The organism is Paenibacillus sp. yr247 (assembly GCF_900103825.1).
Taxonomy (GTDB): Bacteria; Bacillota; Bacilli; order Paenibacillales; family NBRC-103111; genus Paenibacillus_E.
The window spans coordinates 1-14,740 of record NZ_FNIF01000018.1 but is presented as its reverse complement, the minus strand read 5'-3'; the positions used below and the strand labels follow the sequence as shown (position 1 = coordinate 14,740).

The following is a 14,740-nucleotide window of genomic DNA, read 5'->3' as shown; positions in this document are numbered from 1 at the left end:
TATGTTGATAGGATTACTTTGGATCTTGGGTTGCTACGGAATCAGTATTGCTTTGCTTCATCTATTGCTCGGGACACGTAAGGGCGGAAGTAAGAAGTCAGCTAAAGTTCTACTCGTCACCAAAAATAATCAAAACCAGATTGAATGGTATATTCGCTCTTTATTTTTCTTCTCGCGCATAAAAGGAAATGAAGTGACGGCAACGATTTTTGATGAAGGGTCGTCCGACGATACGAAGAAAATCATTGAGCGACTATCCCATAACCATTCGCTAGAGCTGCGATGCCAGACTGATTATGATGCAGTTGACCAATATTTGCGTCAACATGACAGTGAGTCAGTGGTCGTTGTTCATCTTAGCAATCGGGATGATCTTGTGAAGATCCCTGTCAGTTGGCAGTAATCGCTTACAAATATCTTATTTAACAAAGAGAGTAAGGTGGGCAATGAAGGTTCAACTTTACGCAGTTTGTTTGGGAATAGAGTGGGAATGGCGCTTAACGATTCACTCAAAGACAGACATTCAATATTGGTTCGAGCATTACGCAGCCGACGCCGGCCTCGTACTGTTCGAACCTTTTATTTCGTTAGGGCAAGGTGTGCGAATGCTTAAGAAGCTTAAAAGCGATGGTTCATTCGCTTCCGGAATGAGTGACGAGAGAATGCTGGGGCGGCTTCGACTGCTTGCAAAAGAATGTAACCTACCGAACAGTGAAGCTTTTGAAATGAAAATGGTTCGTTATGAGAATTGGCAGATAGGCATGTTCCCGAGTATAGCGTTCGATGCGGGTGTATATGTCAAGATTGCGAACGCTTGCAGCGGCAGGTCGCTGCTTGTTGAGGAGTTTCAACAGCTGTTGGTTTCAGCCGGAATAGATCTGGGGACAGGGGATGCTTGGCTATCCTATCTGCAGCTTGCTCAACTCAACGGGGACTTAGAAGTGGGGAGTGGCCTTTTCATTGCTGAACGTCGAGATTGGCGCGACGGGTTTAGGAAAAGGACAACTTATCGCTGCAAGCGTTGCGGCAGTGGCGAGGAGAGCATGTTTTGGTCATCTTGCTTACATTGCGGACAAGCTTGCCCCTATTGTGAGGAGTGCTTAACCATGGGGCGAGCGAGGTTTTGTTCTTTGCTAGTTACTGGGCGTGCAGAGGAAATAGCGCTTGCTCGGGAGAGTATGTCGGAGTCTCGCTGGGGAGGTGGCGAGGAGAGGGATGAACATCTGAACGGCTATATTGAGTCATGGGGGCTCAGTGAGGCTCAGGCGAGGGCGTCTTTGGAGGGACTGCGCTATATAAGCGGGGATTTCACGAACCATCGGACTCCCCGGAGGTTTTTGATCTGGGCGGTTACCGGCGCGGGAAAGACGGAGATGATCTATCCTTTGGTCCATCACACCGTCGCCAGAGGGGGGCGTGTACTAATCGCAACACCACGCAAAGACGTGGTGCTGGAGCTGCAGCCTCGAATAGCGCACGCATTCACCGACTACAGCGTCGTGACGCTGTATGGTGGAAGCGAGCAGCGATGGGAGCAGGGGCAGATCACAATTGCGACGACGCATCAGCTTATGCGTTTTCAGGAGGCTTTTGATCTTGTCATTATCGATGAGATTGATGCGTTTCCCTACCATAACAATCCCATGCTTGCTTATGCGGCGGCTAAAGTCTGCAAGCTGAGTGGTGTTAATATCTTGCTCTCGGCTACGCCGCCGAAAGCCGTTAGGCAGGCTGCCGATCGGGGCCGACTGGCGCATGTTCGGGTGCCGGTACGCTTTCATAGGCATCCATTGCCAGTCCCACAGCTAGTAGCAGTTCCATCGTTGAGGAAATCGATTCAATCGCAAAATTTGCCGAATTCGTTATTTGTTAAGGTGTTGGCTTCGGTGGACCGGGGTGCGCAGGTGTTTGTCTTCGTCCCCAACATTCAGTTGGTGGAGCCATTGGTCGAACTGCTAAGAGTAAAATTAAGTCCTGACAGAAGGGGAACCACTGTGTGCGTTGAGGGAACTTCATCAAAGGATCCATCCCGAACTGAAAAGGTCCAACGTTTTCGAAACAAAGATATTCGTTTACTGGTTACAACAACGATTTTGGAGCGAGGTATTACTGTACCCAAGTCGGATGTGTTCATTTTTGATGCGGATTCGAAGTTATTTGATGAAGCGGCACTTGTTCAGATGGCAGGACGAGCGGGGAGGTCGAAGGATGATCCAGCCGGGAAGGTTTATTTTGCAGCAAAAGAAATCACGTACTCACAGAAGGAGGCTGTTCGACAAATTCAAAAAATGAACCGCATTGCACGTAAACAGGGATATTTACTAAGGGGGAAATGAATGAGTTATCGGCAATTTGTTGGAGCAATTTGGATGAAAAAAGCGTTAGGAGCGATGCATTCACTGCTTAGCCCTAGAAAAGAAGAATGCTTACTTTGTAAACAGAACAGTGTCCTACAGGTAAACGAATTAGGACTATGTCATTCATGTTATACACGGATACCGTGGATTCGACAAGCGCTATGTCCAACTTGTGGACGAGGGGAAACATGCTCAGATTGTCAACGGAGGCAGCATTCCTATTTCTTACGAAGCCGCAGCGCAGTAAGATATGATGAGACGATGAAGGGGTTATTAGCGCGTTACAAGTATCGTGGGGATGAGCGCTTGAAAGGCGTGCTAGGGCAAATGCTTGTTCATTCTTATCGCTTATTACAAATGGACAGGGATACGTTGCATGCGAAGTCTGATTCTGTGCAGGAGCTTATCACCTTCGTGCCAGTGAGCGAGCGTAGAATGCTGGAACGAGGTTTTAATCAAGCGGAGCAGATGGCTGTAGAACTAGGTAAAAGACTGGGACTCCCCGTTGTACGGCTACTTACCCGTTCAAAGCATACGGATAAACAAAGCTTTAAGAAAAGGAGTGAACGGCTGGACGATTTAGAGCATGTTTTTGAATTGAATGAGGCGATTCATGATGAAATGGTCGGTTGCCCCGCAAGTTCGTTCGTTATATATATTGTGGATGATGTTTATACGACAGGGAGCACGATGAATCAGTGTGCCAAGGTTCTCCGGGCGTATTTTTCTGCTGAAATATTCGGACTAACGTGGGCAAGGTAGCAGGAATAACGACTCCATCTGTCAAACATATTAATATGCAACCGCTGTCGAATTGCGGTAAACTGGAATTATTAATAGGTTATTGGGAATAATAGAAGGGGGCCTATAATGGGCATGAATGTAGCTAATTGTCCACGCTGTGGGAAAATATTTGTCAAAGGCTTTAATGACATATGTTCGAATTGTGTGAAAGAAATAGATCAGCAATATGAGCGATGTGTGAAGTACGTACGTGAAAATAAAGGTACAAGCATTAACGACTTGAGCGAAGCAACAGAAGTTTCGATCAAACAGATAACGAAATTCATCCGTGAAGGACGAATTTCGATTATGAATGCGCCAAACATGTCCTACCCTTGCGAAGTATGCGGTACATTGATTAGAGATAAAACGATATGCGAATCTTGCCGAAGCAAGTTAGCCAAAGATGTGAGGAACAATACAGAAGATGAGCTGCGGAGGAAAGAGTTAAACGCACAAGATAGCAGGGGTGCTTTTAATATTAAAGATCGTTTGAAGGACAGGCACTTATAATCATAAATGGAAAGATATAAAGTTTCATATGCCGGATGCCGATAATAGTATTAACGATTATCGGTTTTTGTTCATTAAAGGGATAATGAGGTGTAACCTATGAAAATCAATGAAAATCAACGAATTGGAAATATCAACAAATATATACAAAACAATGAAAGCAGATCTGTAAACGGAACGGAAAAGAAAAAAAGAAAAGATGAAGTGCAAATCTCTGCTGAGGCAAAAGAATTACTGGAAAGTACATCAGCAGTTCGCAGTAATGAACAAAACCAACGTATTCAAGAACTCAAGGAATCCGTATCTGCGGGAACATATCATGTAGAAGCCCGCAAAATTGCTGAGAAGTTGTTCCCTTATTTACGTAATAACAAATAGTATATCTTACAGAGAATAGGTGGTTTCGAGTGTCTATTTCAGCCATTGTGGAAACGATAGAGGAGCTAATTGTCCTTCATGATGCCCTATTGGAGACTTCCATGGAAAAAACACCGGTTCTCGTGGACAATCGGGTAGATCGATTAAATCAAATTGTCCTTAAAGAGAGCAAATTGATTAAGCGGATTGAGGAAATTAATCAACTTCGAATTCAATTGATTGGCGAATATTTGCTGTCAAGAGGGTATAGGCCTGACCCGCGAGTTAAAGTCAGTGATTTAATCAAAGTAATTTTTAAGGCTGAAGAGAAGAAGAGCCTAACAGATGTACATGAGAGATTATCTAATAAGATTAAGGAATTAAAACAGATCAATGAGTTAAATCAAAATCTAATCGAGCATTCGTTATCATTTGTTGATTATTCTATAAATTTGTTGATGAATACTCCCGAACAAGATGCCGTATACAGTAATCCTCATCAGCAGTTTCAAACGTCTGCAAGAACCGGTTGGTTCGATACGAAAGCGTAAAGGAGTGCCATTATGAGATCCACATTTCATTTGCTGGAAACGGCTAAACGTAGCTTATTCACTCAACAAGCAGCACTTAACACAACGGGACATAATATTGCTAACGCCAACACGCCTGGTTTCTCTAGGCAAATTGTCAATATGACCGAAAGTATCCCAATTGAAGCCTTTGGCATAAACCGCTCCAATGCGCCTGGTCAACTTGGAACAGGGGTTGAGGTAACCTCAATTACTAGAGTTCGAGAAAAATTTCTGGATGATCAATATCGGAATGAGAATAAGGCATTTGGTAGCTCGAATATCCAATCGGATACACTTGAAAAGTTAGAGACGATAGTGAATGAACCTTCGGATACGGGACTCCGAACAGTTTTAGAAAATTTTTGGAAATCATGGTCAGACCTGAGTAAAGATCCTGAAAATGTAGCAGGGCGTAAAATCGTGAGAGAAAATGCAGTAGCATTGGCAGATGCTTTTCATTTTACAAGCGATAAATTAAAAGATTTACAATCAGACTTGACCAATAATATTGAATTAAAATCAAAAGAAATCAATTCAGTTTCTTCTTCGATTGCGAATTTGAATCTGGAAATCAAAAAAATCGAAAGCTTAGGCGACGATGCCAATGATTTAAGAGACCAAAGGGACTTATTAACCGATAATTTGTCGAAGATTGTAAACGTACAGGTTCTTGATACACCTGATGGGTATACCATTAATATGGGGAATACAAATTTAGTAACTGGTGATATTGTCAATGCGACCACTTCAGCCTCATTAATGTCCGACTACTCTTCAGGTAATCTGAATAGCGGTGAAGTACAAGGCATGATAGTCTCTAGAGATAAATTTGTAGCTGACTATCAAACGCAATTGGACACTTTAGCAAATTCAATTGCTAACGGCGACATTACGATTACTATACCTAAAGGCTCAGTCTTGCCTGATAATACAGTATTGAACAACATAACTTATACTGGCGCAGCAAGAAAGCTTTCTAGCGATCTAACAGTTACTGTAAAAGGATTAAACGGTCTTCATAAATTAGGATATACATTAGATAATCCGGTTCAAGGCGCGCAGGATTTCTTTACTGCTAAAGCAGGTTTCTCCAATATTACAGCTGAGAGCTTTCAATTAAATCCCGTAATCGATAAAGACACTTCGAAAATTGCAACATCACTTAGAACTGATGGAATAGGTGCGGCTGAAACAGTTACAAAAGGAAATAATACTTTAGCGTTATTGATGAGCCAACTGAAGGACACTAAATTTAATTTTGATCCAACCAATTCCGGGGCAATTTTAAATTCAGGAACAGTGGATGACTTCTTCCGATCCATTGTAGGCCAACTAGGCGTTCAGGCTCAAGAAGCCTCCCGCCAATTAGATAACCAAAAAGCGCTCGTAGACCAAGTAGACAGCCGAAGACAGTCCGTAAGTGGAGTTTCATTAGATGAAGAAATGTCCGATATGATTAAGTTTCAACATTCTTACTCAGCTGCGGCAAGAGTTATGACTACTTTCGATGAAATGCTAGATAAAGTGATTAACGGTATGGGGACAGTCGGTAGATAATTGTACGTAGAGGAGGTATTTATAGTGGTCTTAAGAGTGACTCAAGGAATGATTCAATCCCAGTTACTTAGCAATATAAGTAATAATGTGAAACGGATGAGTGTAAGCCAAAACCAACTTTCTACTGGGAGAAAAATCAATAAACCTTCGGACGATCCAGTAGGAATTACTTATGCACTTCGTTATCGAAGTGAGATTTCCATTAACGATCAATATCAAAGAAACATTGATGCTGCTAAATCTGCTGTTGATCATACAGACACCGTCCTATCACAAATAAATGACGTCATGCAAAAGGCTAAAGAATTAACGGTCCAAGGACTAAACGGAACTAATCCACAATCGGCGCTTGATGCGATTGGTATCGAAATTGGACAATTATATGAAACCGCAGTAGGTCTTGGAAACGATCAAATAAATGGAAAATATACATTTAATGGACAATTTACAGATAAACAGCCTTATACGCTTGCCACAGCATCATCAGATATACCGGATGATCAGAAGATAAGCTACCAGGTATCTGCTGGTATAAACATTCCAATAAATCAAACAGGAAATGAAGTGTTTGGAGCTCCGGGCAACAACGACAATTTATTTAAAATTTTAAAGGGTCTGCATGATGCTTTCTCTCCAAGTCCTCCTGGAACACCGGCAAATTTGACTGTGGCAAGGGGGTTAATGACCGATCTATCAAAACGATTTGACAATTTTCAAACGGTACGATCTGAAGTAGGTGCGCGAGCTAACCGTATAGATCTCATGGATAACAGACTCAAGGATTTAGACTTAAACCTTACTGATCTTAGCAGCAAAACAGAAGATGCCGATATGGCGGAAACCATCACTAAATTAAAAACGGATGAAAATGTATATCAAGCATCGTTATCAACAGGAGCAAAAATCATCCAACCCAGCTTGATTGATTTCTTGAGATAATAAGGAGGTTCAACTTGAACATACCTCGATTATCTATCCACCAAACTTTTGCTCAGATTGGTATAGATACGCAGAAAGCTCAACTTTCTATTGAATCCCCACGTGGGCAATTAGAAGTTAAGCAAGAAGCAGCATCTATGGACATTACTAGTCCCAAGGGAGAATTAAGCGTGGACTCATCTGCAGCGTGGAGCGCACTAGGGAAAGGCGATCATTTGGAATGGATGAATCAAATTTATAGCCAGCTGCAATCAGTAGCACTGCAAGCTATCGGTAAAATTGTTGAAGATGGCAACCGAATGGCCATGATCACAAATCCTAGCAACTCATTTGCCGAGATTGCCGCAAACCAAATGAATGAACAAAACCCTGTTGAGTATGTAGGTGAGGCTTCAAACCTCAACGTGAAGCTAAATTATGAAATGAAGAAGCCGGAAATAAATATTACGCCTCATCAAACTGATATACAATACACACCGCAGAAACCTCAGATTAGCTATGCTCCGGGGAATATAGACATTTATGTAAAGCAAAAGAATTCAATAGAAATAAATGTAAGCTCTTATGATTGGTATAAGTAGGTTATCAGCAATAATTTAAGGCAATAGCTAATGCTATTGCCTTAAATTATTGAAAAGGAGGATATAGAATGTTTAATTATATAAATGGGAAAACAATTAGCTTTAAAGGTTCAATTCTTGGTTTTAAGGATTTAGATTTATTTGAATTTGAGACAATTGATGAAAAGGGACCATTTGCTTATTTAAAAAGCATAGAAGAAAAAAGTATCGGTTTTGTTGTAGCTAACCCATTTACTTTTTTCCAGAACTATAGTTTTGAGTTGGATGAGAAAGATAAGACATGGCTGAAAATAATTACACACGAAGAGGTTCTTGCACTAGGGATCATAACTTTAAAGACACCATTTGAGAAATCAACGATGAACTTGGTAGCTCCGCTTGTTATAAACATTAATCATCTATCAGGTAGCCAAATTGTACATGCACCTTCGAGAGACTTTAGTACCCAAACACCTTTATTCCCAAAATTCAACGAGAAAGGAATTGAGGGTGTAACATGTTAATTCTTACAAGAAAAAATGGGCAGTCTATTCTCATAGGCGAGAATATTGAAGTATTTATCACATCGATAGAGGGCGATCAAGTAAAAATAGGCATCAATGCTCCTAATGATACCAGAATATATCGTAAGGAAGTATTTGAGGCCATTCAGCAGAGCAATAGAGAAGCGATTACTGAGCTTCCAAATATCGAAAATATGAGAAAAATGCTGAATTTAGAGGATGTTTAGGTAAATAATTTAAAAGCAAAGCTTAAAACGACAAAAAAATTAAAAAATTAGTGATAAAGTACTAAATTGCTATAAACTTTCTGATCGTATCAACCGAAATAATATATATAAGGTCAAAGACCTATATAATCCACATGGATGTGGAATACAAATTCAAGGAGGAATTACAAATGATTATCAACCACAATCTTAACGCAATGAACTCTCACCGCAATCTCGTGTTTAACAACGCTCAACAAGGTAAGTCCAGCGAAAAATTGTCATCCGGCTTCCGCATCAACCGCGCGGCAGACGACGCAGCAGGTCTTTCGATCTCCGAGGGAATGCGCTCCCAAATCAAAGGGATGAATCAAGGTATGCGTAACGCGCAGGACGGTATTTCTCTTGCACAAACAGCTGAGGGTGCAATGAACGAAGTTTCTGACATGCTGACGCGTATGAAAGAACTTTCGACTCAAGCGCAAAGTAGTACGTACAACAACACGGATCGTACAGCAATGGATTCTGAATACCAACAATTGAAAACAGCTATCACCGATATTGCTAGTAACACGCAATTTAACGGCATCAAGTTGTTGGATGGTAGCGGTACCGCTACATTTACTATTCAAACGGGTGGCGGAGCTGCCGATCAGGTAGTCATGGACATGACGAAAGCAAATATTACTACTTTGACACTTGGTGGTGTAGGTACACAGGCATTGGCTACAACAGAATCTACTAACGTAGATACTGCTATCAAAGCGGTTAACGCTGCTCGTTCCGCACTCGGTGCATACCAGAACCAACTTGAGCATGTTTACAACAACACTAGTGTAAACACAGAAAACCTGCAAGCTGCAGAATCCCGTATTCGTGATACTGACATGGCTTCTGAAATGATGAATTACACAAAATTCAATATTCTTCAACAAGCGTCCACGGCAATGCTGGCACAAGCAAACCAAGCACCACAAGGCGTACTGCAATTGCTCCGTTAATCAACAATCAGATTATACAAAGAAAGGTCTTCGATTTCGAAGGCCTTTCTTTTTTTGTAAGAAATTTTCGAATTTCTTCGAAAAAAGCTAATCAATGATACCACTTTGTACGATAAATATAGTAGACAATGAATAACTAAGGAGATGAATAGAATGGTTATGCGAATAACGGGTTTGTCCTCTGGGATGGATATTGATGGTATGGTCAGCAAGCTAATGAAAGCGGAGCAGCTACCGATCGATAATCTCAATAAGCAAAAAACAAAGAACGAGTGGCTTCAGGATTCATACCGTGCAGTAAACACGGCTATTTATCCATTAAGTGAACAGGGCAAGCAATTACAGTATAACTACAACTGGCCAACGGCTTCAGGAACGGATGCTAGTGGCAATCCTGTCTTCACGCAGGCTGATAAAGATGCCATTTACGCAAAGATAAACAGTTTTGTATCGACTTATAACGATACAAGCGTTGCATTAAAATCCAAGTTGGATGAGACGGTAGAACAAAGCTTTCAACCACTTACTAGCGATCAAAAGAAGGCAATGAGTGATGTTGATATAAAAAATTGGGAAATTAAGGCCAAACAAGGTCTTCTTCGCGGAGACACGATTGTGTCTAAAGCATATTTGGATTTACGCTCCGACGTGACTACTGAGGTGACTGGAATTGCGTCTACCTATAAATCACTTGCTGACATTGGTGTTACGACGGGTGTTTATAATAAATATGATCCTTCCACTGCTGGAAAATTATATATTGATTCGACAAAATTAAAAGCTGCTATTGATGCGGATCCACAAGCCGCTATTAATTTGTTCACGACACATGGTACAGGTACAGATCGTGGTATTGCACAGAGGATCTATGAGGATGCTGGCAATAGGATGACGGAGATATCGAAAAAGGCTGGTTCGACAAACGGATCGTATACTAGCACTTTTACGTCTCTTGGCAAGAAGGATAACGATCTTGCTCAAAAAATTGCAGATATGACAGAAAAGCTCAGCAAGAAAGAGGACCAATTCTATAGAATGTTCAGTACTATGGAGACAGCAATTGAAAAAGGGAATTCACAAATGAGCTGGCTGCATAGTCAGATGGGTTAATTACATTGTAGCAGTAATTTTTGGAAATATGCTCAATGGAAAGGAGGGAACCTATTGGACATTCAATCCAAACTTCCCCAAGTTCAAATGACGCCAGTTACAAAAGATGTGTCTGAGCCTATTAAGGCAACAGGAGAGTATGCTGAAATTAAAGAAAAGAGCAAGTCACAAATACTAACGGTTGGGGAGAAAGCGTTACTTGATTCAATAAATAAGGCTAATAAAGCGGTTCAAGGTACCCCACATGAATTTAAGTATAAAATACACCAATCAACTGGTGATGTAATTGTACAAATTTTAAATAAAAATACCCAAGAAGTCATTCATGAAGTTCCATCTGAGAAATTTATCGAATTGGTGGAGAAACTTCAGGAACTGTCAGTGGGTGCAATCATCGACGAGAAGAGGTGAAGAAGAATCTATGCTTCACGCACAGAACCAGTATTTAAACACCCGTGTCCAGACATCTTCACCAGGAGAGCTAACTTTAATGCTTTTTAATGGTTGTATTCTTTTTATTAAACAGGGTATCACATGTATAGAGAATAAAGATTTTGCAGGGAAACATACGAATTTTTCAAAAGCGCAGAACATTATTGAAGAGCTGCAATCTACTTTAAATATGGAATATGAAATCTCCCATAATTTAAGCAGTTTATATACGTTTCTTCAAAGTAAGCTGTTCGAGGCCAATGTTAAGCTTGATATCGATTCTGCCCAATATTGTGTCACGATGTTTGCAGAATTACGAGATACGTGGAATGAGGCGTTGAAGAACTTGAAAAGTGGGGAGAAGGTGTATTAGGTATGACACATTCGACTCCAGTAGAACATCTGTTAGAGAACCTAAGAGAAACAACGATTCAAATATCTCGATTAAATTTAGATGAAGAAGCAAATGACAGTTTGCTTCTTTCTTTACAGAATAATCAGGTTGAGTTGCGGCATCAAATCGAAGAAATATTATTGGAAGAGGGACGCTCTTTCAATGAACATGAAAAGCCATACATCAAAGAATGTTTTATGTTGGAACAAAACAATCTCGAGAAATTTAAAACGATCCAACAATCTTTGGTTGGAAAACTTCAGCGTATAAACTCTGGTAAAGTTTCACGAGAGCTATACCAATATGAAGAAGAGCAGAGTGTTGGCTTTTTCATCGATAAAAATCGGTAATCCAAATATATTGTCGAAAAAATGAGGAAATACTTGTAAAAAGCACTAGGAAAATACTTGCGAAATATAAAATAAGAAAATATACTAAACTAGTAAATATGTATTAGTTCAAAAGGTATAGAAATTGAAAATATTTTGGCAAAACTACAGTGATGTAGTGACGCAAAGCCATGGGTCTAATCGCTTATCTTAGTCGATCAGATCGCCAGGTTGCCCATTTGTTTGGTCATACAAACAATAGCAATCTGCTATTGTTTTTTTTGTGTATAAATATAATAGAGGAGGGATAATTATGAGACGAATGAAGCAATGGTTAGTAGTGATGATGACCTTTAGCATGGTTTTCAGTGGTTTGATGCTACGAACTTCGGGAGCAGCAGAAGCGGCAGTCAATGATTATGTAAGTGTTACCAAGACTGTATCCCCGACGACATTGACCACAGAGGATACAGCGGATGTCACATTGAATATCACGGGTACCCCGCCAGTCAATGTAGTTGTGCCGAACGATGTCGTACTTATCATCGACAAGTCGGGAAGTATGGCACCTGGTTACAATAACGGTGAAGATAAGATGACGAATGCAAAGAATGCTGCGAAAGGTTTTGTTGATTTGATGGATCTGACAAAGCACAGAGTGGCAGTTGTCGATTTTTCATCAACCAATTTGATAAGAAGCATCCCTTTTACTACGGATAAAGAAGTGGCTAAAAATTACATAAACGGCATTCAAGCGAATGGAGGTACAGCGACTGGTGATGCCATTCAAGCTGCCATAAATTTGCTTGCGGATCATCGCCCTGAAGCGCAGCCTGTCATTCTCCTTATGACGGACGGGGATGCTAATCAACCATCGAACGACCCTTACGGGTATGCGAAACAAAAAGCGCAGGATGCGAAGGATGCAGGTATTATTACTTATACCATTGCATTGCTTCAACCGAATGAGAATCCTGACACAAGCGGTCCGAACATATTGCTTAAAGAAATGGCCACTACAGCAGCACATCATCACTTCGTTCTTGGTTCAACCGGATTGGCTGAAATATATGCCGCTATTGTCAAAGAAATTGGCTTGGCGAGCGCTTTTAATGTGACAGTGACTGATATTGTCGATCCGAATTTTGAAATTATACCGGGATCAGCTGATAATAACATCCCTAAACCTACTATTTCTGGTAATACGCTTACTTGGGATTTTAATGAATTGAAAAACAGCACCCTTTCGTTTACGTATAAAATCCGTCCGGTAAGTAAAACAAAATCGGGTACTTTCCCGGTTTCGACAACAAGCTCTGTTATAACGTATAAGGACTATGCAGGTGCAAGCCGAACGAAGGCTATCCCAAGTGTAAACGTTAACGTCAAACTTCCAGCTCCTCAGATTACATCGCTGGTCAACTCCTATGGTCATCCGAAGGGTGGGGAGACGGTCGTTATTAATGGCAATCACTTTGTCAATGGAGCAACCGTTCAATTTGGAACGGTGAGAGCAAGTAATGTAGTGTTTGTGAGTGATACACAATTGACGGCAACTGCTCCAGCTGGAAAGCAAGGCAATGTTAGTGTTACTGTAACAAACCCAGATAGTCAACAAGCGTCAGCCTCTTACCAATACAAAGCTGATCCGATTGTCGCAATCATAGATCCCAACAATGGGCCTTTGGACGGCGGTACGCTTTTGTATGTGACAGGCAACTATTTTATGAGCGGAATCTCTGTATTGTTTGGTGATAAACCTGCATCGGTGATCTATATAGATTCAACATATTTGAAAGTAACGTCCCCGAAGGCGACAACGCCTGGTCCTGTTGACCTTATATTTACGAATCCAGATGGAACGAGTGCAATTGTTTCTGGAGGATATACATACAATGAACCTCCGAAGACAGATCCGGAAATTACGTCAGTTACACCGAACACAGGTGTAATCACAGGCGGTAACCAGGTCTATGTCAACGGAAAAAATTTTAAAACTGGTATGACAATATTTGTAGGCGGAAAACAAGCGTCTACTACATATGTATCAGCAACGCAATTTTTAATCACTGTTCCAGCAGGTGATAGTGTTGGTGCAGTAGATGTTGCAGTAGCGGATTTGAACAATAACTTATTCACGCTGACAGGTGCCTATACCTACACCCCTGTTCAGTATCCGATACCAACCATTACGTCGATTGTGCCAAATACAGGACTTGTAGCAGGTGGTGAAACCATCTATGTAAACGGCACGAATTTTGTAAATGGCATCTCACAAGTAACGATTGGCGGAAAACCTGCTTCTGCAACCTATATGAGCAAAAACAGCTTGATGGTAATAGTTCCGGCTGGAGATGTACCTGGAAAAGTGGATGTGAAAGTAACTAACGTTACGAATGAAGCTGTTCTTACTCAAGGCTACGAGTATACGCTCCCGGCTATTAAACCAGTAACCGTAACGTCTGTTTCTCCAAATCAAGGAAAAGTTACGGGTGGAGATATCGTATATATCTATGGTACGAACTTCATGTCTGGTGTAACAGTAACATTTGGCTCAAACATTGCTAGCAGTACTTATGTAAATGCTACGACAATTAAAGCTACAGTACCAGCTGCTGCTGGAGCAGGAAAAGTTGACGTAACTGTAACGAACCCGGATGGTGGTACCGCTACCCTGCTGCAAGGTTACCAGTACACGATCATTACACCGACAATTACAAGCTTGTCACCAAACCATGGTAACAAGGCAGGTGGAGATGTTATCTACGTTAACGGCACGAACTTTAATAGTGGAGCGAACGTGACGATAAACGGAATAAATGCGTCTGTAACTTTTATGAATAGTACAAGTTTGAAAGTTACAGTACCGAGCAGCCCGACAATAGGAGTCGTACCTCTTATTGTTACGTTATCGAACGGACAGTCAGCATCGACAACCTTTACTTATGATAATGGACCGGTCCTTCCGGCGCCAAAGATCACAAGTATGTCGCTGATTACTGGTCCTGTCGGTTCTCTTGTCTATGTTAATGGTTTAAACTTTGCTAGTACTTCGAAGGTGTATTTTGGTGGAGTTCAAGCTACAAGCGTATATATGACTACAAAA

At 41.1% G+C, this 14,740-nt stretch carries 17 protein-coding genes and 1 riboswitch; all 17 genes read left to right on the top strand.

The annotated features are described in order from the left end of the window. The first annotated feature begins 1 nt into the window (after window position 1). Complete coding sequence (locus BLT91_RS22095) at window positions 2–403, top strand: hypothetical protein (RefSeq protein ID WP_090824985.1); 402 nt, start codon at window positions 2–4, stop codon at window positions 401–403. Window positions 404–446: 43 nt separating this feature from the next. Next, entirely contained in the window at window positions 447–2,336 is a 1,890-nt protein-coding gene (locus tag BLT91_RS22090) for an ATP-dependent helicase ComFA (RefSeq protein ID WP_254777068.1), read from the top strand. Next, the gene (locus tag BLT91_RS22085; RefSeq protein WP_090824983.1) at window positions 2,337–3,119 is read left to right on the top strand and encodes a ComF family protein; all 783 of its coding nucleotides are present in this window, start codon (window positions 2,337–2,339) and stop codon (window positions 3,117–3,119) included. A 114-nt stretch (window positions 3,120–3,233) separates the two neighbouring features. Then, entirely contained in the window at window positions 3,234–3,653 is a 420-nt protein-coding gene (locus BLT91_RS22080; RefSeq protein ID WP_090825115.1) for a flagellar protein, read from the top strand. Between the two features lie 99 nt (window positions 3,654–3,752). Then, a complete protein-coding gene (gene flgM / locus BLT91_RS22075) occupies window positions 3,753–4,031 on the top strand; it encodes a flagellar biosynthesis anti-sigma factor FlgM (protein ID WP_090824980.1) in 279 nt (92 codons plus the stop codon). A 29-nt stretch (window positions 4,032–4,060) separates the two neighbouring features. Continuing rightward, window positions 4,061–4,561: a flagellar protein FlgN gene (locus tag BLT91_RS22070; RefSeq protein WP_175532464.1), complete on the top strand. Its 501-nt coding sequence runs from the start codon at window positions 4,061–4,063 to the stop codon at window positions 4,559–4,561. A 12-nt stretch (window positions 4,562–4,573) separates the two neighbouring features. Next, the gene (gene flgK, locus BLT91_RS22065) at window positions 4,574–6,139 is read left to right on the top strand and encodes a flagellar hook-associated protein FlgK (RefSeq protein ID WP_090824976.1); all 1,566 of its coding nucleotides are present in this window, start codon (window positions 4,574–4,576) and stop codon (window positions 6,137–6,139) included. A 24-nt stretch (window positions 6,140–6,163) separates the two neighbouring features. Then, a complete protein-coding gene (gene flgL, locus BLT91_RS22060; RefSeq protein ID WP_090824974.1) occupies window positions 6,164–7,078 on the top strand; it encodes a flagellar hook-associated protein FlgL in 915 nt (304 codons plus the stop codon). 14 nt (window positions 7,079–7,092) lie between these two features. Further along, a complete protein-coding gene (locus tag BLT91_RS22055) occupies window positions 7,093–7,659 on the top strand; it encodes a DUF6470 family protein (protein WP_090824972.1) in 567 nt (188 codons plus the stop codon). Between the two features lie 68 nt (window positions 7,660–7,727). Continuing rightward, the gene (gene fliW, locus BLT91_RS22050; RefSeq protein WP_090824970.1) at window positions 7,728–8,162 is read left to right on the top strand and encodes a flagellar assembly protein FliW; all 435 of its coding nucleotides are present in this window, start codon (window positions 7,728–7,730) and stop codon (window positions 8,160–8,162) included. Continuing rightward, a complete protein-coding gene (gene csrA / locus BLT91_RS22045) occupies window positions 8,156–8,389 on the top strand; it encodes a carbon storage regulator CsrA (RefSeq protein WP_090824968.1) in 234 nt (77 codons plus the stop codon). Before fliW ends, csrA begins: the two co-directional genes overlap by 7 nt. Before the next feature lie 170 nt (window positions 8,390–8,559). Next, a complete protein-coding gene (locus BLT91_RS22040; protein WP_090824966.1) occupies window positions 8,560–9,369 on the top strand; it encodes a flagellin N-terminal helical domain-containing protein in 810 nt (269 codons plus the stop codon). Window positions 9,370–9,522: 153 nt separating this feature from the next. Beyond that, a complete protein-coding gene (gene fliD / locus BLT91_RS22035) occupies window positions 9,523–10,479 on the top strand; it encodes a flagellar filament capping protein FliD (protein WP_175532463.1) in 957 nt (318 codons plus the stop codon). Window positions 10,480–10,533: 54 nt separating this feature from the next. Further along, on the top strand, window positions 10,534–10,890 hold the full coding sequence (locus BLT91_RS22030; protein ID WP_254777067.1) for a flagellar protein FlaG: 357 nt from the start codon (window positions 10,534–10,536) through the stop codon (window positions 10,888–10,890). A gap of 10 nt (window positions 10,891–10,900) precedes the next feature. Further along, a complete protein-coding gene (fliS, locus tag BLT91_RS22025) occupies window positions 10,901–11,284 on the top strand; it encodes a flagellar export chaperone FliS (protein ID WP_090824962.1) in 384 nt (127 codons plus the stop codon). 2 nt (window positions 11,285–11,286) lie between these two features. Continuing rightward, window positions 11,287–11,655 carry a hypothetical protein gene (locus BLT91_RS22020; RefSeq protein ID WP_090824960.1) on the top strand — a complete coding sequence of 123 codons (369 nt, stop codon included), beginning with the start codon at window positions 11,287–11,289 and terminating at the stop codon, window positions 11,653–11,655. 127 nt (window positions 11,656–11,782) lie between these two features. Further along, a riboswitch (cyclic di-GMP riboswitch) is annotated at window positions 11,783–11,873 on the top strand. Between the two features lie 74 nt (window positions 11,874–11,947). Continuing rightward, window positions 11,948–14,740 (top strand): IPT/TIG domain-containing protein (locus tag BLT91_RS22015; protein WP_141225062.1); only part of this gene is annotated, 2,793 nt, incomplete at its 3' end.